This window comes from Arthrobacter sp. MYb23, from assembly GCF_002979775.1.
Classification (GTDB): domain Bacteria; phylum Actinomycetota; class Actinomycetes; order Actinomycetales; family Micrococcaceae; genus Arthrobacter.
The window spans coordinates 40,412-64,341 of record NZ_PCPR01000025.1 but is presented as its reverse complement, the minus strand read 5'-3'; the positions used below and the strand labels follow the sequence as shown (position 1 = coordinate 64,341).

The 23,930-nt window shown below is 62.6% G+C and carries 27 protein-coding genes; 12 read left to right on the top strand and 15 right to left on the bottom strand.

The window, feature by feature from the left end:
• Positions 1-30: 30 nt before the first annotated feature.
• Positions 31-951, bottom strand: a complete 921-nt coding sequence (locus CQ020_RS20120) for a DMT family transporter (protein WP_105693530.1) — start codon at positions 949-951, stop codon at positions 31-33.
• Between CQ020_RS20120 and CQ020_RS20115 the strand changes: the two genes are divergently transcribed.
• A complete protein-coding gene (locus tag CQ020_RS20115; protein ID WP_105693529.1) occupies positions 950-2,365 on the top strand; it encodes a PLP-dependent aminotransferase family protein in 1,416 nt (471 codons plus the stop codon). The genes CQ020_RS20120 and CQ020_RS20115 overlap by 2 nt on opposite strands.
• 128 nt (positions 2,366-2,493) lie before the next feature.
• On the opposite strand, the gene CQ020_RS20110 is transcribed toward CQ020_RS20115, so the two are convergent.
• Complete coding sequence (locus tag CQ020_RS20110) at positions 2,494-4,128, bottom strand: MFS transporter (RefSeq protein WP_105693526.1); 1,635 nt, start codon at positions 4,126-4,128, stop codon at positions 2,494-2,496.
• A 262-nt stretch (positions 4,129-4,390) separates the two neighbouring features.
• The gene (locus CQ020_RS20105) at positions 4,391-5,296 is read right to left on the bottom strand and encodes a putative protein N(5)-glutamine methyltransferase (protein ID WP_105693550.1); all 906 of its coding nucleotides are present in this window, start codon (positions 5,294-5,296) and stop codon (positions 4,391-4,393) included.
• A 184-nt stretch (positions 5,297-5,480) separates the two neighbouring features.
• Between CQ020_RS20105 and CQ020_RS20100 the strand changes: the two genes are divergently transcribed.
• Positions 5,481-5,681 carry a hypothetical protein gene (locus CQ020_RS20100; RefSeq protein WP_024819113.1) on the top strand — a complete coding sequence of 67 codons (201 nt, stop codon included), beginning with the start codon at positions 5,481-5,483 and terminating at the stop codon, positions 5,679-5,681.
• Positions 5,682-5,726: 45 nt separating this feature from the next.
• Positions 5,727-5,975 carry a hypothetical protein gene (locus CQ020_RS20095; RefSeq protein ID WP_105693524.1) on the top strand — a complete coding sequence of 83 codons (249 nt, stop codon included), beginning with the start codon at positions 5,727-5,729 and terminating at the stop codon, positions 5,973-5,975.
• A 91-nt stretch (positions 5,976-6,066) separates the two neighbouring features.
• Here the strand turns inward: CQ020_RS20095 and CQ020_RS20090 are convergent, their stop codons facing one another.
• Complete coding sequence (locus CQ020_RS20090) at positions 6,067-8,631, bottom strand: ATP-dependent DNA ligase (protein WP_105693522.1); 2,565 nt, start codon at positions 8,629-8,631, stop codon at positions 6,067-6,069.
• 38 nt (positions 8,632-8,669) lie between these two features.
• On the opposite strand from CQ020_RS20090, the gene CQ020_RS20085 reads away from it, so the two are divergent.
• Positions 8,670-9,536: a Ku protein gene (locus CQ020_RS20085; protein WP_105693519.1), complete on the top strand. Its 867-nt coding sequence runs from the start codon at positions 8,670-8,672 to the stop codon at positions 9,534-9,536.
• 86 nt (positions 9,537-9,622) lie between these two features.
• Here CQ020_RS20085 and CQ020_RS20080 read toward each other — a convergent pair whose 3' ends face one another.
• From CQ020_RS20080 to CQ020_RS20070, 3 genes are read right to left on the bottom strand one after another with little or no spacing between them, the layout of a single operon-like run.
• The gene (locus CQ020_RS20080; RefSeq protein WP_105693517.1) at positions 9,623-9,889 is read right to left on the bottom strand and encodes a Rho termination factor N-terminal domain-containing protein; all 267 of its coding nucleotides are present in this window, start codon (positions 9,887-9,889) and stop codon (positions 9,623-9,625) included.
• Between the two features lie 24 nt (positions 9,890-9,913).
• Positions 9,914-10,576, bottom strand: coding sequence for a DUF6766 family protein (locus tag CQ020_RS20075; protein ID WP_181151968.1), 663 nt, complete (start codon positions 10,574-10,576; stop codon positions 9,914-9,916).
• Positions 10,577-10,627: 51 nt separating this feature from the next.
• Positions 10,628-11,140: a DUF6328 family protein gene (locus tag CQ020_RS20070; RefSeq protein WP_105693512.1), complete on the bottom strand. Its 513-nt coding sequence runs from the start codon at positions 11,138-11,140 to the stop codon at positions 10,628-10,630.
• A 117-nt stretch (positions 11,141-11,257) separates the two neighbouring features.
• Between CQ020_RS20070 and CQ020_RS20065 the strand changes: the two genes are divergently transcribed.
• Positions 11,258-11,497, top strand: a complete 240-nt coding sequence (locus CQ020_RS20065; protein ID WP_105693509.1) for a hypothetical protein — start codon at positions 11,258-11,260, stop codon at positions 11,495-11,497.
• Between the two features lie 127 nt (positions 11,498-11,624).
• On the opposite strand, the gene CQ020_RS20060 is transcribed toward CQ020_RS20065, so the two are convergent.
• Positions 11,625-11,795: a DUF4175 domain-containing protein gene (locus CQ020_RS20060; protein WP_146116672.1), complete on the bottom strand. Its 171-nt coding sequence runs from the start codon at positions 11,793-11,795 to the stop codon at positions 11,625-11,627.
• Positions 11,796-12,106: 311 nt separating this feature from the next.
• Here CQ020_RS20060 and CQ020_RS20055 point away from each other — a divergent pair, with 311 nt between their 5' ends.
• The 4 genes from CQ020_RS20055 (at position 12,107) to CQ020_RS20040 (ending at position 14,846) form a co-directional block, all read left to right on the top strand.
• A complete protein-coding gene (locus CQ020_RS20055; protein WP_024819119.1) occupies positions 12,107-12,586 on the top strand; it encodes a Dps family protein in 480 nt (159 codons plus the stop codon).
• 43 nt (positions 12,587-12,629) lie between these two features.
• Positions 12,630-13,583 carry a DNA topoisomerase IB gene (locus CQ020_RS20050; protein ID WP_105693505.1) on the top strand — a complete coding sequence of 318 codons (954 nt, stop codon included), beginning with the start codon at positions 12,630-12,632 and terminating at the stop codon, positions 13,581-13,583.
• Positions 13,584-13,696: 113 nt separating this feature from the next.
• Positions 13,697-14,254 (top strand): hypothetical protein, encoded by a 558-nt coding sequence (locus CQ020_RS20045; protein ID WP_105693501.1) that lies wholly within the window; start codon positions 13,697-13,699, stop codon positions 14,252-14,254.
• Positions 14,255-14,258: 4 nt separating this feature from the next.
• Positions 14,259-14,846, top strand: a complete 588-nt coding sequence (locus tag CQ020_RS20040; protein WP_105693498.1) for a TetR/AcrR family transcriptional regulator — start codon at positions 14,259-14,261, stop codon at positions 14,844-14,846.
• A gap of 74 nt (positions 14,847-14,920) precedes the next feature.
• Here CQ020_RS20040 and CQ020_RS20035 read toward each other — a convergent pair whose 3' ends face one another.
• The 5 genes from CQ020_RS20035 to CQ020_RS20010 form a co-directional block, all read right to left on the bottom strand.
• Entirely contained in the window at positions 14,921-15,199 is a 279-nt protein-coding gene (locus CQ020_RS20035; protein ID WP_024819123.1) for an HPr family phosphocarrier protein, read from the bottom strand.
• A 98-nt stretch (positions 15,200-15,297) separates the two neighbouring features.
• Positions 15,298-17,322, bottom strand: a complete 2,025-nt coding sequence (locus tag CQ020_RS20030) for a fructose-specific PTS transporter subunit EIIC (protein ID WP_105693496.1) — start codon at positions 17,320-17,322, stop codon at positions 15,298-15,300.
• Positions 17,319-18,311 (bottom strand): 1-phosphofructokinase family hexose kinase, encoded by a 993-nt coding sequence (locus CQ020_RS20025; RefSeq protein ID WP_105693494.1) that lies wholly within the window; start codon positions 18,309-18,311, stop codon positions 17,319-17,321. The genes CQ020_RS20030 and CQ020_RS20025 overlap by 4 nt, the downstream gene beginning before the upstream one ends.
• Positions 18,308-19,099: a DeoR/GlpR family DNA-binding transcription regulator gene (locus CQ020_RS20020; RefSeq protein WP_105693492.1), complete on the bottom strand. Its 792-nt coding sequence runs from the start codon at positions 19,097-19,099 to the stop codon at positions 18,308-18,310. Before CQ020_RS20020 ends, CQ020_RS20025 begins: the two co-directional genes overlap by 4 nt.
• 684 nt (positions 19,100-19,783) lie before the next feature.
• Entirely contained in the window at positions 19,784-20,215 is a 432-nt protein-coding gene (locus tag CQ020_RS20010; RefSeq protein ID WP_258142117.1) for a hypothetical protein, read from the bottom strand.
• Positions 20,216-20,390: 175 nt separating this feature from the next.
• Here CQ020_RS20010 and CQ020_RS20005 point away from each other — a divergent pair, with 175 nt between their 5' ends.
• The 3 genes from CQ020_RS20005 to CQ020_RS19995 all read left to right on the top strand — a co-directional run bounded on the left by CQ020_RS20005 (position 20,391) and on the right by CQ020_RS19995 (position 23,029).
• Positions 20,391-21,164, top strand: a complete 774-nt coding sequence (locus CQ020_RS20005) for a GAF and ANTAR domain-containing protein (protein ID WP_105693486.1) — start codon at positions 20,391-20,393, stop codon at positions 21,162-21,164.
• 216 nt (positions 21,165-21,380) lie between these two features.
• Entirely contained in the window at positions 21,381-21,839 is a 459-nt protein-coding gene (locus CQ020_RS20000) for a hypothetical protein (RefSeq protein WP_105693484.1), read from the top strand.
• A 38-nt stretch (positions 21,840-21,877) separates the two neighbouring features.
• Positions 21,878-23,029 (top strand): glutamate--cysteine ligase, encoded by a 1,152-nt coding sequence (locus tag CQ020_RS19995; RefSeq protein WP_105693482.1) that lies wholly within the window; start codon positions 21,878-21,880, stop codon positions 23,027-23,029.
• 19 nt (positions 23,030-23,048) lie between these two features.
• Here CQ020_RS19995 and CQ020_RS19990 read toward each other — a convergent pair whose 3' ends face one another.
• Together CQ020_RS19990 and CQ020_RS19985 are read right to left on the bottom strand one after the other, a co-directional pair.
• Positions 23,049-23,450, bottom strand: coding sequence for a VOC family protein (locus CQ020_RS19990; protein ID WP_105693480.1), 402 nt, complete (start codon positions 23,448-23,450; stop codon positions 23,049-23,051).
• A gap of 19 nt (positions 23,451-23,469) precedes the next feature.
• A complete protein-coding gene (locus CQ020_RS19985) occupies positions 23,470-23,925 on the bottom strand; it encodes a helix-turn-helix transcriptional regulator (RefSeq protein ID WP_105693478.1) in 456 nt (151 codons plus the stop codon).
• Between the last annotated feature and the right edge of the window lie 5 nt (positions 23,926-23,930).

The window sequence follows — 23,930 nt, the reverse complement described above, 5'->3', positions numbered from 1 at the left end:
ATCGGCTGCGCTCGCCGAGGACTTGGGTTCTTATTTCCGGAGCCTGACACGGACGGCCGCGCCCGCGCACAGGATCACTGCGAGGCCGCCCACTATGGTGGTCCACGTCATCGCCTCACCCAACAGCAGGCCGGCCCAAGCGATGCTCATGACCGGTTGGACGAGTTGGATCTGGCTGACCTGCGCCATGGGTCCGATGGCCAGGCCGCGGTACCAAGCGAAGAAGCCGAGGAACATGCTCACCACTCCCAGGTAGGCGAAGGACAGCCACTGGAGGGGTGTGGCAGAAGGAGTGCCCGAACCCAGGGAGACCACCGTCAGCAGGACCATGACCGGAGAGGCCACCACTAACGCCCAGGAGATGGTTTGCCATGCACCAAGTTCCCGGGCCAGCAAGCCGCCTTCGGCATAACCAATGGCGGCGGCAACCACGGCAGCGAGCAGCAGAAGGTCAGCCCAGTGCAGAGAACCGAAGCCGCCGGATTGAACCACGGCGAACGCCACAGCAGCGATCACTCCCACCACCGTCAGAACCCAGAACAGCAGGCGGGGACGTTCGCGTCCCCTGATTACTGCGACAGTCGCCGTGGCTGCGGGCAGTAGCGCGATCACCACGGCTCCGTGGCTGGCGGAGGTGCTGGTGAGGGCGAAGGTGGTGAGTAACGGAAACCCTGCCACGATTCCTCCGGCCACAACGGCCAACCGGAGCCATTGGCGGCCGCGCGGAAAACGTTGCCGGGTCAGTGCCAGTGCCAGGGCCGCGAGGATGGCGGCAACCACCGCCCGGCCAGCGCCGATGAAAAGCGGCGAAAGGCCCTCCACCGCCACCCGGGTCAAGGGAACGGTGAAGGAAAAAGCAACGACGCCGAGGAGGCCCCACCAGATTCCGGTCGATGTCCGGGTGGATACCACTGGTCGCAAAAGTGTAGTAGCGCTACTATTATGACTCATGAACAACGATAGCAGTTCCCGAATCGTCTCGCGACTAAAAGAATGGATCGCCGGGGCTGCGCCGGGAGCCAAACTGCCATCCACCCGCCAACTTGTGGCCGAGTACCAAGCCAGCCCCGTCACAGTGCAGAAAGCGTTGAGGACGCTCACGGCTCAGGGCCTCATCGAGAGCCGCCCGGGGGTGGGGACCTTCGTGCGCGCCTATCGCACGGCCAGGCCCTCGGATTACGGTTGGCAAACAGCGGCCTTGCGGGCAGCCCAAACCGCCCGCCCGCTCAACTCCGGAGCTATGCGGAGCGCCTCCAATGACGTCATCGCGTTCCACTCCGGGTATCCGGACCGCGAACTTCTCCCGGAACGGCTCGTCCGCGCAGCTCTCGCGCGGACCGCAAGGGGAGACGCTGCTTTGTCCCGGCCTCCGGCGCAGGGACTTCCCGAGCTCCAGTCCTGGTTTGCGCAGGAACTGAGTACCTCCACGCCGGTGGGCGTCACGCCTCCCCAGCCCAGCGACGTCGTGGTCCTTCCTGGAAGCCAAAGCGGGCTCAGCTCGATTTTTCGCGGATTGGTGGGGCATGGGCAGCCGCTGCTCGTGGAATCGCCCAGTTACTGGGGCGCGCTTCTGGCGGCGGGCCAGGCGGGCGTGCAGGTCATTCCTGTTCCCAGTGGCCCGGAGGGGCCGGACCCGGAAGAACTGGACAGGGCCTTCGAGGAATCGGGCGCGCGGTTGTTTTACGCCCAGCCCAATTTCGCCAATCCCACGGGAGCGCAGTGGTCCGTCGAGCGTTGCGAAGAGGTGCTGGGTATAGTCCAGCGCCACGGAGCTTTCCTTGTGGAGGACGACTGGGCACACGACTTCGGCATCACCTCGTCTTCAGTGCCGCTTGCTGCCAAGGACGATTCCGGCCATGTGGTGTACATCCGTTCCCTGACCAAGAGCGTTTCGCCGTCCATCCGCATTGCGGCCGTCATTGCCCGGGGTCCGGCGCGCGAACGCATCATGGGTGCCCAAGCCGCCGAGTCAATGTACGTCAGCGGCGTGCTCCAGGCGGCAGCGCTCGACGTCGTCACGCAGCCCGGGTGGCAAACTCACCTCCGAGGGCTCAGCCATCAGCTGCAGTCGCGTCGAGATCTCCTGGTCACCAGCCTTCGCGAACACGTTCCGCAGGCCCACCTCAGCCACCTGCCCAAGGGCGGCTTGAACCTGTGGTTGCGGATGCCGGACGGGTTTGACGTTGATCAGCTCACCAAAGATTGCGAAGCGGCCGGTGTGCTCATAGCCGCGGGTACTGAATGGTTCCCCGCGGAACCGGAAGGGCCGTATATCCGGCTTAACTACGCCGGCCCCAACCCTGGCCGTTTCCCGGAAGGCGCCCGGATCATTGGCGAGGCAGTGCAAGCCCAGCTGGGGACTTAACAGCAGTAGCCACCAACACCAAGGAGAGCGCCTTGGGATTGGTGGCTACGCTGGGCGGCAAGCTGCCGCGAACTAACTGAATCGCTTGTAGTAAGCGTCGCTATGCAGAAGTTGCAGGCAGTGAGTTCCTAAGCGGGAGTCAGGTCCTTGTCGCCTTTGCCGAACACGGCGTCATCAATGGGCTGGCCGTCGAACGGCATCTCGTCCAGGTTGATGAGCGGGTTGGTGTCCTGGGTTGCCACGAGCTCGCGTGCTTCAGCCTGGGTGTCAACGCTGGGCATGGAGCCCGGCAGCGGACGCTGGGCGGATTCACGCAGGAAGTAAATGGCAATCGCGCCCACAATTGACGTGGCCATCAGGTAGTACGCGGGCATCATGTCATCGCCGGTGCCTTCGATGAGGCCCTGGACGATGAACGGCGTGGTTCCACCGAAGATCGCCACCGAGAAGTTGTAAGCGATGCCCATTCCGCCGTAACGGCTGGACGTCGGGAACAAGGCCGGCAGGGCCGAGGCCAGGTTGGCGATGTAGAACGTCACCGGGAAGGCGATCAATGCAAGTCCGGCCAGCGTGGACCAGATCTCGCCGATGCCGATCAGCATGAAGGCAGGGATGGAGAAGACGATGGTGCTGCCTGCGCCAACCCACAGCACTGGACGGCGTCCGATGCGGTCGGACAACTTACCGGTCAGCGGGATGCAAACGGCCATGATCACCAGGACCGGGATGGTCAGCAAGGTGCCGTGGACGGGGTCGTAGCCCTTGGAATCCGTGAGGTACGTGGGCATGTAGGAGGTCAGTGCGTAGCCGACGGTGTTGGCAGCTGCTGCCAGGATCATGGCCAGCACGATCTGGCGCCAGTAGGCCTTGATGATGCCCACGGGGCCCTTGGCGACTGCAGCGTCCTGTGACGCTGCATCCTTGGCGGAGGCTTCCTGGGCGTCCAGGGTTGCCTGGAACTGGGGGGATTCCTCAATCTTGCTACGGAAGTAGACCGCGATGAGGCCCAGCGGACCAGCGATCAGGAACGGAATCCTCCAACCCCATTCCTCCATGGCTGCCTGTCCGAGCGTGAGCTGCAGGACCGAAACCAGGGCGGCGCCGAGGGCGAAGCCGATGTAGCTGCCCATATCAAGGAAGCTGGCGAAGTAACCGCGGCGCTTGTCCGGGGCGTATTCGCTCACGAAGGTTGTGGCACCGGCGTACTCGCCACCGGTGGAGAAGCCTTGGATGAGCTTCAAGATCACCAGTAAGGCGGCGGCCCAGATGCCGATCTGCGCGTAGCCGGGCAGGAGGCCGACGGCGAACGTACTTGCCGCCATGATCATCAGCGTTGCTGCGAGGACCTTCTGGCGGCCCACCTTGTCGCCCAGCCAACCGAACACGACGCCACCGAGGGGGCGCGCGATGAAGGTTGCGGCGAAGGTGCCCAGAAGGAAGAGTGTCTGGACGGACTTGTCTGCTTCCGGCAGGAAGACAGGGCCCATGGTGGTGATGAGGTAGCCAAAGACGCCGACGTCGTACCATTCCATGGTGTTGCCGACGATGGTGCCGCCGAGTGCTTTGCGCAGCATCGGCTTGTTCACCACGTTGACGTCGGACTCTTTGAGCCGGCGCTTCGGGAGAAGCTTTGCTTTCTTTGCTGCGTTCTTTACTGCATTTGCTGCGTTTGTGGCGGCCGGGGTGGGGCCTGCCGATACCTGGGTCCCGGTGGCGTTCCTTGCGCCATCCGGAGAGACGGTGTTGCTTTGGTCTGTAGGCATTTGGGCTTCTCCTAGGGAGGTCATTTGCTTGCGACTTCTGCTGCCCCGCTCTGGGCAGGCCTTCAATTTTACGGGGTTTTGCACGAAAACCCGAGTTAAGATCCGATTTATGGGCCGTTTAGGAGTGCAGTTTGCCTAGGTGTGTTCCATCTCATTGCCCGATCTTGCCCCGCTATCATGCGGAAGTTGACTCGTTTTTGCCCAAGAACGGCGTTGTTACCAAATTGTTTAGCTGAGCCCACTTAACACGCCGGATTCGGGCCTAAAAGCTGATGGATCCGCCGGTTTCGCGGTCCGATCCGACCACAATCGTGGCGCCCATATCCTCATCCGAGACCACGTCCGCGAGCAGCCCTGACTCGACCATGACGCCGGCGGTCTCCGGCGCCTGCTGCCCCGAGGTTTCGACCATCAGGAACCCGCCCGGCGCAAGCCACTCGGCCGCCCCCAGCGCAACCCGCCGCTGCACCTCCAAACCGTCAGCGCCGCCGTCGAGCGCTACCCTCGGCTCGTGGAGGCGTGCTTCCGGCGGCATCATTCCGATTGAACTTGTGGGGACATACGGCGCGTTCGCCAGCAGTACGTCCACCTTCCCGCGCAAGGTTTTGGGGAGTGCTTCATAGAGATCGCCCTGATGGACCTGCCCGCCGCGGGGCTCAACGTTGCGTCGCGCGCACTGAACCGCGGCAGAGTCGATGTCCGAGGCGTGCAGCTCGCAGCTCCCCAAGAGATCGTTCAACGCTGCACCTATTGCCCCGGAACCGCAGCAGAGATCCACGACGACGGCTCCCGGCTTGGCGATCATCGCCGCCTGGCGGACCAGGAACTCCGTGCGACGCCTGGGCACAAACACCCCGGGTCTGACGGTCATGCGCTTCCCGCAGAAATCCGCCCAGCCCACTATATGTTCCAGGGGCAGTCCGCTAAGGCGTTGGTCCACCATGTGTCGGAGCTCGTCCGGATGGCGGGCGGCGTCGACGAGGAGGCGGGCTTCGTCCTCCGCGAAAACGCAGCCGGCGGCACGCAATGTGGTGGCGATGGAAGCTCTCCGGGTCACGTTTGCCATGCTAGCCGAGGAAGAATCCGGATCGGGTTGGAAGCCGGGTTCAAAGATGCTGCAGGTGAGGGGTTCACAAATCCGCCGGGACTTGGCTAGGGTATGAGGCATGGGAACACTGATTTTTGAGTAGACCGGCCTTTGCCTGAGCTGCACTGCCGAGTTTAACCTGACAAAAATCCACGCCTGTTGAGGCCCTGCCTCCATGCCGTTCCCGTTCTCGACGCCTTTTTCCCGAACCGCAACGACATGGGATACGTGTCTCTTCAGGACTCACACTTCTAGGAGTCCACATATGACTGCCAACCCTTCCGAAAACAAAAAGACCCCGGCCGACGGTGGCATCAAGTCCAAGTTGACCGACGCCCAGAAGGCCATGCTGGCAAGCAAGTCCGGGGGCGGCGCTCCGGCCGGCTGGCAAAGCACCGGCAAGGGGCACAAGCCCACCTCCGCCAGCGGCAAGCAGGCCAAGACCGAGAAGAAGGTCCGCTGGTAAATCCTTACCCGCACAGCACAATCCGCACACTGAAAGGGAAGAATCATGACTGCTGAACGCATCAATCCTGAGGTTGCAAGCCACTTGGTGGAGTCCATGGACATGGCGCCCATGCCCGAACCAACAGCCATCGCGGTTGCCTTGGGTACCGACCAAAGCAGGCAGTGGCCGGACGGCAACGGTAAACGCCGCCATCCGAAGGAACGCGATCAAGCCCACGGCCGCATGGGCCAGGGAGCAGCTGTGACGGCGGTCCACAGGACCAGCCGCCCGCAAATGCCGCACTCCTCCTGATAACCCCGCCTCCCGCACCATCCCGCGTACCCAGCCCAACTGAGTAACAGCAAACGTCCTACTGAACCTTCAATGGAGCGTTATCTGTTACTCAGTTGGGCTGGCTTACGTCGTCAGGGGACTTGTCCGGACGCCACCCGCGCCACACGGGATGACGCAGCCGGCCAGGACCCGTCCATTCACCGAAAGTTACCTCGGCCACCAACTCAGGACTCACCCACGTGGCACCCGCTGCATCCTCCCGGGGAATGTCCGCGAACGGCGACTCGCCCACCACGCGGGGCTCAAGATGCTCCATGACATCCCGCAGTTGCCAGTCCTTAAAGCCAGTGCCGACCCTGCCCACATAGTGCAGTTTGCCGCCGTCGGGGATGCCCAGCAGCAACGCGCCGAAAGTCCCACTCCGGGCCCCCGCGCCAGGCCGCCAACCGCCCACCACCACTTCCTGGCTTTGCTCCAGCTTGAGCTTGATCCAGGACCTGCTGCGGCGGCCGATCACATAACGGCTGTCTGCCTTCTTGGCCATGACACCCTCCAGACCAAGCTCGGCGGCGCTGGTCATGAGATCCTCAACGTCGTGATCCAGCACGGCAGAGAGATGCACCGGGCTACCTTTGCGCAAACGCCCTGCAAACCCGGAGAGCTTCTCGCGGCGTTCACTGAACGGCAGTCCGCTCAGGTCCGTGCCGTCCTCGTAGAGAAGATCGAACAGCATGAGCTGCACCGGAACCGATGCCCTGGCACGCTCGATGTCAGCGGTCTTGACCAGGTTCATCCTGAGCTGCAACCGCCCGAAATCAGGCCTGGATCCCTTCCCAAGAGCCACAATTTCACCGTCCGCTACGAAGTCGCCCTCAGGCCAGCATCCGCGGTCAGTCACCTCAGGGTAGGTTGCCGTGAGGTCGTTCGCGTTGCGGCTCATGAGCCGGATTTTGCCTTCCGTGCCGGTAATGATCGCCCGGATCCCGTCCCACTTCAGTTCATACAGCCAATCGTCGCCGCGGAGTTCGGCGGTGGTGCCGGAGGTGGCGAGCATGGGGGTGTAGTTAGGCATGGGCTGGGGAGTGGAGGGAGTGGGCTGCGTCGGCTCGGGCTTCGGTGCAGCTTGGCCAGCAGCCGGGGCCCCATGCCGCCCACCCGGTTGCTCCTTCATCAGGTGGATCAGCCAGTTCTGGCCCGTGTTGATGAGCGCGAACCGCCTGGTGCCACCAAGTCCGCCACCGGGCTCGCCTGTGAGGGTCGCGATCACTTCCTTGCCATCGCGCCATTTCTCGCAGGTGTATTCGCCGCGGTCCCAGATGGTGACCGTCCCAGCGCCGTACTCGCCCTTGGGAATGACGCCGGCAAACGTGGCGTAGTCCATGGGATGGTCTTCGGTGTGAACGGCCAGGTTGTTCCGGTCCGTTGTTTCGGGGACGCCGCGGGGGAGCGCCCAAGAGACCAGGACGCCCTCATGCTCCAGCCGGAAGTCCAGGTGGTAGCGGCGGGCATGGTGCTCCTGGATGACAAAGATGCCGCCGGGTGGCGGAGGCTCGCCCGGCTTGGGCTGGTCTGAGGACGAGTGGCCGGCTGCGCCGCTGGAAACAGCCGACGACGACGGGAACGGCTCCGGGGTTTTGTCCGGATCGCGCATCCCGACGTACTTGGCGAGACGGTTCTCCACAGTCACCACCTGCCCACGGCCTGTGCCCGAGCTGCCGGTGCCTGAACTGCCTGCGGCAGCACCGCCGTCGTCCTTCTCATCCTCGCCGTGCGGCGGCAGGTGCCGTTCGGAGATGGACGCGAAGTGGTCCTTGCCTGTCTTGACGCGTTTCATCACGGAACGAAAGTCCAAGTGCTCCAACGAGGCAGAGGTGAGCTCCCGCCAGGTGCGCGGCGCAGCCACCGTGGGGAAGGCGCGGCCACGGAGTGAGTAGGGCACGATGGTGGTCTTGTTGCCGCTGTTCTGGCTCCAGTCCACCAGCACTTTGCCCTTGCGTAGGGACTTTTTCATGTCGCTGACCACCAGCTCCGGATGGTCGGACTCCAACGCGCGGGCGAGTTCGTGGGCGAAGGCGGAGACTTGCTCGGACTTCAGTGTCCCGTCCAGGCCAGTGTAGAGGTGGATACCCTTGCTGCCGCTGGTGACGGGGACCGGGTCCATGCCCATGTCCTGCAGGATGGACCGGGCCAGCTTGGCCACTTCAACGCACTCGGGAAGGCCGGCGCCGGGCCCGGGGTCGAGGTCCAGGACGAAGCGGTCGGGCCGGAGCGGCTTCCCGGCAGCGTCCACTTGCCACTGCGGAACGTGGATTTCCAAGGATGCGATCTGCGCCATCCATGTGAGCGTGGCCAAGTTGTTGACCAGGGGATACACATTGGCGTGGTCCGAATGCTGGATGGCGGCACGGGGAATCCACTTGGGTGCGGAGTCCTCAAGATTTTTCTGGAAGAAGACCTGCCCAGGGTGTTCGGCGGTGCCCACTCCGTTGACCCAGCGCTTGCGGGTGACAGGACGATTGGCAGCCGCGGGGATCAGGAAAGGTGCCACAGCGGCGTAGTACTCCAGCACTTCGGCCTTGGTGGTGCCGGTTTCCGGGTAGATGATTTTTCCCAGATTGGTGAGGGTGAGCTCGTGGCCTTCCACGTTCACCCGCTCCTGTTGCTTGCCTGCCACCTCTTCTCCTCTGCTGTGTTGTGCTGTTGACTGGGTGCATGAGGGCCATTTGGAAGGGATCTATCGCATTCGGTCTGGTCAACGTACCAGTGAAGCTCTACAGCGCCACAGAGGATCACGATATTGGCCTGCACCAAGTCCACAATAAGGACGGCGGGCGTATCCGGTACCAGCGGAAATGCGAAATTTGCGGCGACGTTGTGGCGTACGAGGATATTGATAAGGCCTACGAAGAAGAAGGCCGCACCGTGGTCCTTACCGCGGCTGAATTGAAATCCTTGCCGGAGGAGAACAGTCGCGAAATTGAGGTGGTGGAGTTTATCCCCGCCGAGCAGCTGGACCCCATCATGTACGAACGCAGCTATTTCCTTGAGCCGGATTCCAAATCGCCGAAAGCCTACATGTTGCTCCGGCAGACGCTGGAGGACACGGACAGGATCGCCATTGTGCAGTATGCGCTCCGGCAGAAGACACGGCTGGGGGCCCTGCGCGTTCGCGACGACGTGCTGTTGCTCCAGGCGCTCCTGTGGGGGGATGAAGTCCGCGAAGCCAAGTTCCCGTCCTTGGAGACGGATATCAAAATTTCGGACAAAGAGCTGGAAATGTCATCCGCGCTGGTGGAATCCATGGCGCACGACTTTGACCCCGATTCCTACACCGATGACTATCAGGCTCAGCTGAAAACATTGATCGAGGCCAAGCTGGAGAAGGGCGAAGCCCTGGACACCGAGGCCACCTTTGGTGTGGTGGAAGGCGAGGGTGAAGGCGGCGACGTCATCGACCTCATGGAAGCGCTGAAGCGCAGCCTGGACAAGAAGCGCGGCAAGGAAAAAGCGGACGACGACGACGCTGCCGCCAGCAAAACGGCCAGCAAACCGAAGGCGCGGGCCAAGAAAAAGGCGTGAACCGGCGTCGACATTTTCACTGCCTCGACGTCAACGGAGGTAGCGGCCGCCCCGTCGGACGGCCGCTACCTGGGTTCCCGGCGAGGCTAATGATCGCGCAGCATGGAGATTAGTTCGGACTTTTTCTTATCTGAATAACCCTTCAAGCCAAGTTCCTTGGCGCGGGTTTTTAATTTGTCCACTGTCCATTCGTCGTAGTCACCGGACTTTCCTCCCTTGCGGCCCACCTCTTTGCGGCCACGGGCAGCAGCGGCATTCGACACGCGGGCAGCCTTTTCCTTGGATGCACCATCATCGCGGAGCTCTTCATAGAGCTTGGGGTCCTTCAAACTGGAATTCTTCTTCCCTGGCATGATGTGTTTCCTTTCTCTATTGGGCTAGGCGCCGGTTTCGTAATGGGGTTCGGCCACCGGCTTGGATTCCGGTGAACCACGTTCGCGGAGGTACACGGAGGCGCCCACCAGGACCGCCACGGCCAGGAACTCGCTTTGCCAGTTCTGGAAGGATTCGAACCAGAACTGGCTTGAACCCATGTATTGCCAGGTGGAGACTTCGGGCAGGCCATGGCTGAGCTGCTCTTCGTTGTAAGCGGCCGCGCCACCTACTGCGTGCAAGGTGAAGGAGGCCAGGAACAACAGGCCCAGCAGGCCGGAGAGTGAGTGCTCATAGACCTTCAGCACCCAACCGCCGCGCCTCACCGGCCAAGGGGTCTTGGCTGACTTCTTGGCATCACGGGGATCTTCGTCTTGGGGCGCGTCCTTGTCTACGGGCTTTGACTCGGAGGAGCCTCTTTGGAACAGGAAGACGGTAAGGACCACGTACATGGCCATTTGAAGGAACTCCGACTCCCAGTTCTCAAAGAGAGCTTCTACGAAATGTCCTGTGGTCAGGTACTCCAGGATGCCGAGGGGTGGCCCGCCGTGGCTCTGCTGCTCCTCGCTGTAACTCGCTGTCCCGGAGATGATCATGCCGCCGAAGAACACCACGAACAGACCCACGTTGGCCAGCAAAAGCCCGTGGTTCTTAGTCCACTGAGCCACTGGCCCTCTTTTCGCAGAGTCCTCATGGTCTTTGTTGGGGCGCAGCATTGCTCACTCTTCCCGCGAATCGCCGTTGCTGCGCATTCCCTGCCGCTGCAGCCACAGCGGCATTCCGACCACCAAAACCAGCAGCACCAAGATGATGAAGCTGCCCGCCACCAATCCGGCGGTCCTGCCTGCAGTGACATCGAAGACCAGCGATGCCGAGCCGGTAATCAGGATAGTTACACCGGCTAGCGCCCACTTGGTGATGGTGTCGGCGCTGGAGACGAGTACAGATTTGAGACCTCGTCGGAAGAGCCGGCGGTGCACGCTGACAGGAAGCACAATGAGGACGGTGGTCAGCGCTGCCACCATCACGTTGAAGAGATAGAGGCTCCTTTGCCAGTCATCCAACTCTCCAAATCGCTCCTGGAAGGGCAGCGTCAGCAGGAAGCCGCCCAGAATCTGCACGCCGGTCTGGAGCACCCGCAATTCCTGGATCAGTTCCATCCAGTTGCGGTCCATCCGTTCTTCGGTGGATTCGTTCCTGCCGAATCTGGGGGCCTGCTCCGGCTCTACCATTCGTACACCTCCAGGGTGGTTTTGATGGACGCCGACCATACGTGGGACTACGGTCGAACTGTCAGCATTCCTCGATCTTTTTTATCGGGGCCTCATCGGATTTCCAAGGAGGAAGCAATGAACCAGGACGAACACCGCGTAGACCCGGACAACGAGCCCGGCGGTTACGGAACGCCCACGCCGGAACAGGAAATGCCCGGTCAGGGTGATGAACGCGAGACGCCGGAACGGCCCGCCCAAGGAGTACCTGACGCCCCGGGAATACCTGACGCCCCGGCTGACGAGTTTCCCACGCCTCAGGATCCGGATGCGGCACCACCACCCTCGGCCACAGGAGAAGGCACGGACGGCAATTGATGATGCCGGAGGGCTGTTCCGGCCGCACGTGCAATGCCGGGAACAGCCCTCACTGTCTGTAAGTGCTCGGTGTCTTCTAGGGCTCGGTGTCAGCCCGATGGGTCCGGGCGGAGCAGGTCCGGCTGCTTTATACCGTGTGGCCTCTGCGGCCCGACATGAAGCTCAGCAACCAGCCGATGGCTGCGACAACGAGCAAGATGACGCCTACCCACAGCAACCAGTTGAGGGCCTGGGTGAAGCCACCCACAATAAGAAGAACAATTGCTACTACACCAGCAATGATCAGAAGCGTATTCATGGTCAGCACGTTCCTTTCAAGGGAATCTTTGATGATCGTCGTGGATTCCCAACTATGCATTCCTACTTACTTCGATTTAGTTATGCCGGTACTTGGAGGCGTTCCACGGCCTCAAAGTGCCTTTTCATGTATCACGTGCCGGCCTTCGCCCTGAGAAGAAGTTCGCCAGTCGTGAACAGCAACACTCTTCATTGTACTACTAAGCACCCTTATGAAAGGCTTATGGAAGTCGTCATTTGATGATGGGGCAGTTGCCGCAGAACCTTTTGCGGCACGTTTTAGGCTCACATGAATGTCTATGAGAGGAACACATGAAAGCGTCACAGCAGCTTGCAGACAACCTTCAGATCGTCCTGACAGACCTTATTGAGCTGCAGCTTCAAGGAAAGCAGGCGCACTGGAATATTGTAGGGCCCAACTTCCGCGACCTTCACCTCCAGCTGGACGAGCTGGTAGTGGCCACGCGGGAGTTCGCTGATGACACCGCCGAACGTATGCGGGCACTCCACGCCCTTCCGGACGGCCGCAGTGCGACCATCGCCAAGGGCACACGCCTGGAGGAATTCCCGGCAGGTCTGGTGAACACCAAGAACGCCGTCAAACTGGTCACCGACCGCGTGGAACGCGCAGTTCAGACCATGCGCGACGTACACGACGAAGTGGATGAGGAAGATCCCACGACGGCGGACCTGCTGCACGCCTTCATCTCCCGCCTGGAACAACTGGTGTGGATGATCAATGCGGAAATCATGAACGCCGGCGCTGCCGTGACGGATCCGGACGAGGCCTAGCCGGCCCCCGGACGCAGCTGATCGCGGACAGGGCCGATAGACCATGCCCAGGTTGAAGCGGAGTGACCTCTCCAAGCCCGGCATCGTTAGACGCAAGGTAGGGAAGGGATTCAGCTACCGCCACCCGGACGGGAGCTTGGTCAGCAAAGAGGACCGCCAGCGCATTAATGCGCTGGCGATCCCGCCTGCGTGGACCGATGTATGGATCAGCCCCTTTGACCACGGGCACATCCTCGCCACAGGGGTGGATGCTGCGGGGCGCAGCCAGTACATCTACCATCCTGGTTGGCGGGAGCGGAAGGACACCGAGAAATTCATCCGTGCCGCCAAGTTGGGATCGGTCCTGCCCGCGGTTCGCCGCAACGTCACGGTCCACCTGCAAGACGCTGCCGACCCCCGGCAGCAGACGCTTGCAGCCGCAGTGCGGTTCATGGATCTGGGCGCCCTGCGTGTCGGCTCAGAGATCTATATGAAGCAGAACGGCTCTTACGGGCTCACCACTCTCCGTTGCCGCCACGCGAGGGTGGACGGGCCGGACGTCTTCCTCAAGTTTCCCGGCAAGAGCGGCCAGCTCTGGGACACGTCCATCCATGATCCCGCGCTGGCAGCGTTCCTGGAACCGTTGGCGGAGCGTCCAGGCAAGGAACGTCTGCTGGCCTACCAAGCCAACGGAACATGGGTGTTCGTAGACGCGTCCATGATCAACGAATACCTGCGCGGGATCGCCGGCGAGGCCTACACATCCAAGGATTTCCGGACGTGGAAGGGGACGGCCGCGGCTGCGCTCTCCCTGATCAAATCCGGCCACAAAGGAACGCCCCGCCAAGCGATTGTGCGGGCCATCAAGGAGACCTCGGAGCTGCTGGGCAACACCCCTTCCGTGGCCCGGTCCTCCTACGTGGACCCACGGATCATTGAGGGCTACCTGTCCGACGAACTCAAGGACGTGAAGCCCACCGAGGCGTCAATTGCGGCTTACCTGAACGGCGAAATGTAAGGACGCGACCCGGAGGCCACATCGCCACGCTGTAGCACCCCTGGCTCCTGCAAACTTTGTGAGTACACTCGTACTAATAAAGATCGGCATGAACGAGCCTTGGGGAGCAGTGAATGATTCTGATCGCAATAGTGGTGTGCGAAGTTGCGTTCTGGGTGGCGATTGTCGCCGGACTGGGAGCACGGTACCTGCTGCGGATGCCTCGCCTTGGTGGAGCTCTCCTGCTCCTTGCTCCGGTGATCGATGCCGTTCTGCTTGCCTTGGTCGCTGTGGATCTGCTGGGCGGAGGGACGGCCTCGTGGCACCACGGATTAGCGGCAATCTACATTGGCGTCTCAATCGCTTACGGAAAACGCATGGTGTCATGGGCCGACGCGCATTTCCAGCACCGGTTCGCCGGCGGACCCGCGCCTGAACGGCTCACAGGAACCCGTTACACGGTCAAATGCTGGCGGGATGTACTTCTCACCGCGTTGGCGGTGGTTATCGCAGCGGCGACGCTGGGAGCGATCATCCTTCTCGTAGATGACGCAGAACGAACCGCTGCCCTGTCCGAGTTCTTTCGTATTCTGGGCCTCATCTTTGCCATCGATTTCCTGTGGGCTGTGAGCTACACGATCTGGCCGAAGAAGTCCGCCCGGGCACTGCCGGCTGCTACTCCTTCACGCTGAGACCATGCCCCGCAGAATCGACGCAGAGGCACGTACCGCAGCAATTGCTGATGCTTCCCTGCGTGTCCTCGAACGTGATGGATTGTCTGGCCTGTCCGTGCGGGGGGTCGCAGCGGAAGCCGGCATCGCCGCGGCCTCGCTGCGGCGTGCGTTCGCCACGCAACATGCCCTCAGGGAGTACTGCCTGCAGCTCATTGAGAATCGCGTCATCGCCAGGGTGATGGCACTCGAGGTCACCGGGCGAGCTCTGGTTGATGAGTTGCTGTTGCAGTTGCTACCTCTCGACAAAGAGCGGCGCCTGGAACTGGTGGCGCAAGTCCAGCTCGGCGTGCTTTCCCTCACCGACAGCGAGCTGCGTCCTGCTGCGGTCCGGCTGAGCGACGGCGTCGCTCGCGCAAGCCACGCCGCTATCCAGATCCTGACGGAAGCGGGTCAGTTCCACCGGGGCCGCGATCCCGAGTATGAAGCACAGCGGTTACGCGCTCTCCTTGATGGAATCGCGATGGGCGGGTTGTGGAGCGGGGAGCTGCCGGCGTCCAGTGAGCTGCCCACTGTGCTCGCACGCCACCTCGACCAGCTCGCCGAACCGTAAGGAAAGACGCAAAGAGCCTGGCGATACCCCTTTCCGGGTATCGCCAGGCTCTTTCCGTGTCGCTGAAAGGTTTCTTACTCGGCGTCGTGGTCCGTTTCGAGGATTTTTACCAGGCTGTCCAGCGCGGCGTCCGCACCTTCGCCCTCGGCGCGCAGCACCACAACGTCGCCGTGGGAGGCGCCCAGGCTCATCAGGGACAGGATGCTGGCTGCGTCCATGGCGTCATCGGCGGGCTCACCCTGACGTGCGATGGTGACGTCGATGTCCAGGTCTCCGGCTGCCTCGGCGAAGATGGCTGCCGGGCGGGCGTGGAGGCCCACACGGCTTGCGATGGTTGCTGTACGTTCTGGCATTGGTGCTCCTTTTTGAAGGGTGGCGGTTAGGTGAGTGGCTTTGTGGGAAGTCTAGACCGTGCGGAGCCTGGACCCGGGGGAGCTAGGCCGTGTGGACCCTAGACGCTGACGGTGGCCGGGGTGGCTTCCGCTTCTACTGGCTTCTTGACTGCGAAGCGCTTCAGGGCGATGACGGCCAGCGCGCTGACCACCATTCCGGCCACGATGGAGATGAGGAACATCGGCAGGTTGCCAATGGCGAAGAAGACGAAGAGCCCACCGTGGGGAGCTTGGGAGGTGACCCCGGTAGCCATGCAGAGTGCGCCTGTCAGTGCGCCGCCCACCATGCTGGCCGGGATGACACGCAGCGGGTCGGCTGCGGCAAAGGGAATGGCGCCTTCGGAGATGAAGGATGCGCCGAGCAACCAGGCGGCCTTGCCGTTTTCGCGCTCTGCGAGGCTGAAGAGCTTCTTGTTCAGGACCGTTGCGAGGGCCATGGCCAGCGGCGGAACCATGCCCGCTGCCATGACGGTGCCCATGATGAGCCACGGTGCCTGATTGTCAGCGCTGCCGGCGCTGAGCCCGGCGACTGCGAAGGCGTAGGCAACTTTGTTGACCGGGCCGCCGAGGTCGAAGCACATCATGAGGCCAAGGATGATGCCGAGGACTACGGCAGAGGCGCCGCTCATGCCTGTGAGCCAGGTGTTGAGAGCCACGGTGAGACCGGCGATGGGACCGCCGAGGACCAGGAACATCAGGCCTGAAGCGACGATGGAGGCCAGGAGCGGGATGATGACAACCGGCATCAAGCCGCGGAGCCAGCGGGGTACCTGCCAGGTCCCGATCAGATGTGCGATGTAGCCGGCCAGAAGACCGCCCACGATGCCGCCGAGGAACCCGGCGCCCATGAAGCCTGATACCGCACCGGCGACGAAGCCCGGCGCAATGCCCGGACGGTCGGCGATGGCGTAGGCAATGTAACCGGCCAGCGCCGGGACCAGGAAGCCCATGGATAGGGCGCCGATCTTGAACAGGACCGCACCGAGGTAAATGGTGAGCCCGCCTTCAGGCAGGTTGCCGAAGTTGTTCTCCAACACCACCTTGTCCGCAACCTCAGTGATTTCGTAGCCGCCCAGCAGGAAGCCCAGGGCAATCAGCAGACCGCCGCCAGCCACGAACGGGATCATGTATGAGACGCCGGTGAGGAGTGCGCGCTTCAGCTTCTGGCCGATGTGCTCGCCCTTCTCATCCTCGGCGCGCTCTGCCTGCTCTTCAGCACCGGAGTGCGGCACGCGGCGGGCGTGCGGGTCTTCGGCAGCTGCAAGTGCTTCCCGGACCATCTTCTCCGGCTCGTCAATGCCACGCTTGACCGGTGCGTTGATGACCGGCTTGCCGGCGAAGCGCTCCTTGCCGCGAACATCGACGTCGACGGCGAAGATCACTGCGTCCGCCGCTGCGATCACTGCCGGGTCAAGAGGCTTGGCGCCGGAGGAACCCTGGGTCTCCACTTGGAGGTCAACACCCATCTCCTTGGCAGCGGCAACCAACGAATCAGCCGCCATGTAAGTGTGCGCAATGCCGGTGGGGCAGGCCGTCACGGCCACGATGCGCTTGGGGGCGGCAGCCGTCGTCGTGCTTTCATCAGGACCTGCGGCAGCGGCAGGTGCAGCCTCCGCAGGTGCAGCAGCAGGCCTATCAGCCAGGGCGCCGTCCACGAGGTCAACAATGTCCTGCTCGGTGGCGGCCGCACGCAGCGCTGCAGTGAAGTCCTTTTTGATCAGCGAGCGGGCCAGCTTGGAGAGCAGCTTCAGGTGCTCTTGGTCCGCGCCGTCCGGGGCTGCGATGAAGAAGATCAGGTCAGCGGGACCGTCTTTGGCGCCGAAGTCCACCTTGTGGGACAGGCGGGCCATGGCTAAGGCAGGCTCCTGGACCGCCGCGGAGCGGCAGTGTGGAATGGCGATGCCACCAGGGACGCCGGTTGCGGTCTTCTGCTCACGGGCGAAGGCGTCGGCGAAGAGCCCTTCAACCTCGGAAGCACGGCCGCTGGCGGCAACTTTGCCGGCCAGTACGCGGATGACGTCGGCGGGGGAGTCGCCCAGGTTTTGGTCGAGGGTGACCAATTGGGTTGTGATCAGCTGGGTCACTGTGAGTCCTTCTGGAGGGCCGTGATGGTTACGGCATCGGGGGTTGTCTGGTGGACTGCCGGGACAGTGGAGCCCGGCAGCGAAGCAGCAGCGGCACCATGTGCCACGGCTTGACGAAGGCAGTCCTGCGCGGAGCCGCCTTGGGTTGCAGCCAGCAAGTAGCCGGCCAGTGAAGAGTCCCCGGCGCCCACCGTGCTGACGGCTTTGATGGGCGGATGCGTGGCGAGCCATGCTCCGTCCGCCGTCACCAGGACTGCTCCTTTGGACCCGAGTGTTGCTAGAACGGCGCCTACACCGCTGGCGACGACGGCGGCTGCAGCTTCGGCGGCTTTGGCCGGATCCGCTTCCAGTTCGTCAGCAGTGGAGACGTTGGTGAAACCGGCCGCGGCAGCAAGTTCTGCAAGCTCTTCCGCGTTCGGCTTGAGGAGGTCCGGCTTCCCTGCGGCGTCGCCTGCCAAAGCGGCCGCGAGCGGCGCCCCGGAGGAGTCAATGGCGATACTTGGGGAGGCCGTTCCGTCCGCTCTCGACCGGAGCCGACGAGCGATGGTGGCGTAGAAATCCGCGGGCACTCCTGGTGGGAGAGATCCGGCGAGAACCACCCAGCTGGCGCCACGGGAGCGTTCCAGCAGCAGCCCGATCAGGGCTTCCTGCTGTTCACCGCTCAGCTCCGGGCCGGGTTCGTTGATCTTGGTGGTGACGCCATCGGGTTCGGTGAGCGTGACATTGCTGCGCAGCGCCTGACCAATAGGCAGCGCCGCGAACGGTACGCCGCCGTCGTGCAGCCCTGAAAGAACCGGGTCCGAGTCGGCGCCCGGAAGGACGGCCAGGGTGTCCAGGCCGGAGGCCACGAGTGCCCGGGAAACATTGACGCCCTTTCCGCCGGATTCCTGGTGGACGGCCACAGCGCGCTGCACTTCGCCGCGGGCCAAAGCAGCGGAAAGCTCAACAGTGCGGTCCAGGCTGGGATTGGCGGTCAAGGTGACGATCATGCGATCACCACGTCGACGCCGGCATCGGCCAGGGCTGCCGCGAGTTCCGGGGACGGTTCGCCGTCTGTAATCAAGGTGTCAACATCCTTCAGGTTGGCGAACTGGACCAGGGTTTCGGCGTCCAGCTTGGAAGAGTCGGCAAGGGCCACTACGCGGCGGGCTGAGGTGACGAAGGCGGCTTTGACCGCGGCTTCCTCTGGATCGGGGGTGCTGAGCCCGAACGTTGCGTGGATTCCGTTGGCTCCGACGAAGGCGATGTCCGGGCGAAGTTTGTACGCCGCCTCCACGGTGGACTGCCCGACGGCGGCCTGGGTCAGTCCGCGGACGCGGCCACCAAGGATTTGGAGTGCTATCCCTTGCGTGGAGGACAGCTTGCCGGCGATGGGAATGGCGTGGGTGATGACCACGAGCTCATCGGTTCCCTTGGCCGAGGACGTCTGCTGGGCCAGCAGGTCTGCGAGTATTTCCGTGGTGGAGCCAGCGTCCAGGAGAATGCTCCCGGTGGTGAGCTGGGGGATCAGGGCGAGTGCTGCCTCGGCGATGCGGTGTTTTTCCACCTGACGCTGAATGGCGCGCTCCAGGATGCTCTCTTCGCGGGTGCTCAGGCGATCCGAGGGAACGGCGCCGCCGTGTACGCGTCGTAGATTACCGGAGACTTCAAGGGCCGCGAGGTCGCGGCGGATTGTCTCAGTGGTGATGCTGAAACGGTCGGCGAGGTCTGTGACACTCACCCGTCCGCGCTCTGCGACGAGTGCGGAGATCAGATGCTGGCGCTCTTCGGCGAACACTTACCCTCCATTGGTCAAGCTGCTTAGCGGTGCAGCCACATCAGTGACTACTGTCACAACGATGTGGAATTGCTTGACTCTATCTGTGTTTATGTTGGCAAGTCAAGGGAAATCAACATAAACACAGATTCAATGACGGCGCAGGTTCCCCGAGTACGCGAAAAGGGCGTGCCGCGCTCCCTGTAGCGCGGCACGCCCTCGTTCGGATCCCGACTGGGAAATAGGGCTAAGTCAACGTTCCCGGCGGTTCGCCGGGCGTTGGAGGCCCTGGGGTCGGCTCCGGAACGGGCGGCGGGCCCGGCTCCGGCAGCGGAACTGGCTCAGGTGTAGGGCCGGGTTCGCGGGTGGGGTCAGGATGGGTGGGGTCCGGATATGAGGGGTTAGGTGGGAATCCGCTCATGATCAGGCGCTCCGCCGGTGAGTGGAGCGTTGCGGCCGGAGGCTTCCCGGAACAGTGGATGGGTACCTGCTGGAGTCCCACCCCGAGCCGGGATAGTCGATGGGCAGATTGTCCGGGTCGGGGGGATCGGGAAGGCTGCGTTTGCCGGCCTGCCCGGGCTTCCCACCCGTCGTCGAAGGCTCTTTTCTTTGCGAATCTGCGTGCATGCTGCCCCTCCCGGTGGCTCCAGAACTGTTGGTGTGGCTCGGATTCTCACGGCATCGCTCCCCATGGTGCCCCCGCCATTAGTCGGGGATTTCCATGCGGAAACCGCAATGACACCCAAGAATGCGGGTGTTGATAAGTACCTCGTAAATCCGCAGCTGAGCTCCCGGAGTCAGCGCCAAGGGGGCCTGGATCCTGCGCAACTCGCAGCTTTTGGTCTTCATCGGTTCACCGCAATGCAGGTACTGTCCGCCGAACTGCAGCACGCCTTGCGGGACGCCCGGGCGGTTCAGGACCGCTGCCACCCGCCCGACGGAGGCAACGTGTTCATAGGAGTACTTGCAGGTATGGCATTCGTACGAAACTTCCACCATGTTGGGTGCGGGTGGATAGTGCGATTGAATCGAGTTCACCAGGAGGTGCTGGTCCGTATCGCAACGTGAGCACCACAACGGTTCGTCAGGTGGTTGATGTGCTTCGTCCGGGACTCTGGACGCTGGCTGAGCCGGCATGGGTCTAAACCTCTGCATCAAAAAATGCGGGGTGCCCGTCTGCATGAGCTGGAAAGCGTGGGTCCTGTGATGTGGACTACGTCGATTGTGCACATAGGTGCACCTGAGATGCAAGGATTCTGTATCCGTTGCCGAAAGGGTGAGCAGTTGGTGCGGAGCGACCGTAAAATGAGGCATGGACGAAATGAACGTTGATTTTGCGGTGCCTGATGCTGTCTCTGCGCCCGACGATGTTTCGGTGCCTGAACGACTACAGGACTTGGTGATAGACAGCGAGGATGTGGGCGGATTCCTGCATGAGCTCGCCGTTTTTTCGGCTTCCGCTGTGTCGCAGGCCGTTGGCTTGGATGTGCTCTGCGGCATCACCCTCAGCCGTCGCCGCCGCACCGCCACGGTGGCGGGAAGCACCCACGAGGCCAGGCTGATCGATGAAGTTCAGCAGGCGTACGGGGATGGCCCGTGCTTGGAGGCCATGCGCAGCCATGGGACCCAGCATGTTCCTGACACGTCCGCCGAGGACCGGTGGTCCGAGTACTGCACCGTCATTGCCGAACGGGGGCATCTTTCGGCGCTTTGCGTGCCCTTGGAATTGGATGAAGGAGCCACGGCGGCCTTGAACTTCTTCGCTCCGCAAGCCCACGCTTTTGACGAAGCAACCATTCGTAATTGCGAACTGTATGCGAGCCAGGCGGAGCGGTCGTTGCGGTTGGCTGTTCGGATCGGTGTCAAGCAGCAGCATGCTGAGGACCTCCAGGATGCCATGAGGACGCGAACGGTGATCGACTTGGCCAGCGGAATCATCATGGGTCAAAACCGCTGTACGCAGGAGGAAGCGTTCCAGATCCTGAAGAAAGCATCCAGTACCCGCAACCAGAAGTTGCGGGACGTCGCGGAATCCCTCGTCAAGAGTGTGGCCAAGCAAGCTCCCGTGGCCCACTTCGAAGCTTAAGGCGCGCCAGCGGGTTCCTGGCGGCTCCACCACTTGTGACGGCCGCCACTGGTGAACTACATTCATACATGGGTTAAGCAGATAGCCCTTGGAACCTCATGAGTTGGAGCCATCCGAGATGGTCCAAAAACTGCACCTCTATAGCCGAGGCCCTTTTCGGCCGGCCCACAGCGTGCCTCCATGCAGGTTCCTTGAAGGAGCAAAAGGAGAATGGCAATGACGCTTGGCTCCCCGATTCCCGCCCCGAAGCCTGCAAGCCGACGGGCAGCTGCCACTGTCGATACCGGAGCGCGCCCTTGGTGCACTGTTTGCGATACTGATTCCCACATTTTCGTAGAGACTGTGGTGGAAGCAACCCCGAATCAGTCGGAGATTGTTGAAGTCAGCTACACCTGTAGCGAATGCGATACGTTTTACGCCCACTCTGTCCGGCTGGATGCCTTGGTGCCCGCGATCCAGAGTGAATTTCTCGCCACATCCGCTGCCGGGCTCTGGTTCAGTTGCACCCATTGCGGTGACCCCATGACCTTGGGGCGCCCTGCGGAACGAATAATCGAGGCGCCGCGGACCACAGATAATCCGGATGGTCCCAGCCTCCTTGAGGTCTACCTGCAGACCCAAGTGCTGCACTGCCGTTGTGGTTTCCAAATGGAGGTTCCGCGCCACGTTGGATGACCGCCGTCTCTAATTCATATATCGCGGGAGGGGTGGCAATGCGTACGTTTGGAGTTGAAGAGGAACTGCTGATTGCCGATCCTTTGGACGGCTCACCCATGGCATTGGCCCCCGACATCCTGAATGTAGAAGCCTCCGACGGTGTGTTGGCTGAAGAAGGTGGGTTGGGCTCCGGTGGTCCGGCGCTGAAATCCGAGTTCAAACAGGAACAGGTTGAGGTCAACTCGCGCCCGTGCAGCACGGCAGGGGAGTTGCGGTCCGAGATTCGCAACGGCCGCGCAGCGGCTGATGCCGCAGCCAGGTCGTTGGGTGCGCGGGTTGCCGCGCTGGCCACGCCTCCGGTGTTTCATGCCACGCCTACAGTGGGCAACCTGCGGTACGCCACCATGGGCAACGAGTTTGGGCTGATAGCGCGTGAACAACTCACTTGCGGCTTCCATGTCCACGTATCCATCGATTCGCCCGAGGAAGGCGTTGCGGTTCTGGACCGCATGCGCCACTGGCTGCCCGTACTCCTGGCCCTCAGCGCCAATTCTCCGTATTGGATGGGATCGGATACCGGTTTTGCGAGCTACCGGACGCAGATCTGGAACAGGTGGCCAACGGCTGGTCCCATGGATGTTTTCGGTTCCGCGGACGGCTACCGTGCGGTGCTGTCCGCGCTTCTGGGGACGGGAGTGCCGCTGGATGAGGGCATGATCTACTTCGATGCCCGCCTGTCCAGGGGGCAGCCCACTGTCGAAGTCAGGATTGCGGACGTCTGCCTTTACGCCGAAGATGCTCTGACCATCGCGGTCATCGCCCGCGCACTGGTGGAAACCTCGGCGGAGGAATGGCGGAAGGGGGTTCCGGCGTCGAGCATGGTGACGCCGGTCCTGCGCATGGCCAACTGGAAGGCCAGCCGCTTTGGCGTCAACCACCAGCTGCTGCACCCGCTGGAGCAACAGCCCCGTTCGACGTCGGACGTGGCGGCTGCGCTGCTCCGGCACGTCAGCCCGGCCCTCATTGCTGCCGGTGACTTGGCGCTCGCCCGCACCGGCGTGGCCACTATCCTGCGCCGCGGCACCGGAGAGAGGCTGCAGCGGCAGGCCTACAGCCGGCGGCTGCGGTTGTCCGACGTCGTGTCCGCCGCCATCGCGACCACCCATCAGGGCGGAGAGCTTTCCGACGCCGGCCTGCTGAGTCATTAGCGGGCCGGCGGCTGGTAACTCAGCCCTGGTTAATGCGGATCATGTTGCCGGACGGGTCGCGGAAGGCGCAGTCCCGCGGGCCCCACGGCTGGTCGATCGGTTCCTGGAGGACTTCGGCGCCGGATGCACGGAGCTTCTCGAAGGTGCCATCCAGATCGTCCGTGGTGAACACGAGCATGGGCATGACGCCCTTGGTCAGGAGTTCCTGGATCGCGTCGCCGTCGGCCTGGGAGCGGCCGGCATGCGGAGGGGACAAGACCAGTTCCAGGTCCGGCTGGGCATCGCTGCCCAGCGTGACCCAACGCTGGCCGTCGGAGCCGACGTCGTTCCGGACGTCGAAGCCCAGGGCGTCGCGGTAGAAGGCAAGTGACTCGTCGAGATCGTTGACGGTGACGTGTGCGTATTTCAATGAAATGTTCATGAATCACACGCTATTGCAGCTACGACGCGGGCGCTTCTTCAATCCTGCTCAGGTTCTTGCTACTGGTTTTCTTGCTACCGGTTCTTTCCGGACGTGTGTGCTGCTTGGCAATGCAGCTGGGCATGGCCTTGACGCCGTGGTGCTCCCGGGCGCGGTATTCGCTGGGGTTGATGCCGACGATTTCGGTGAAGCGCGTGCTGAAGGACCCCAATGATGTACAACCGACCTCCATGCAGGCGTCGGTGACGGATGTTCCCGCCCGGAGCAGAGCCATGGCCCGTTCGATCCGCCTGGTCATGAGGTAGTTATACGGCGATTCGCCGTAGGCAGCCTTGAACTGGCGGGAGAAATGCGCGGGGGACATCAGTGCGCCGGCGGCCATGGTGGGCACATCCAAGGGACGGGCGTATTCGCGATCGATGAAGTCGCGGGCGCGCCGCAGATGGGCCAGGTTGGCCAGTTCCTGCGGAGTCATGGGCA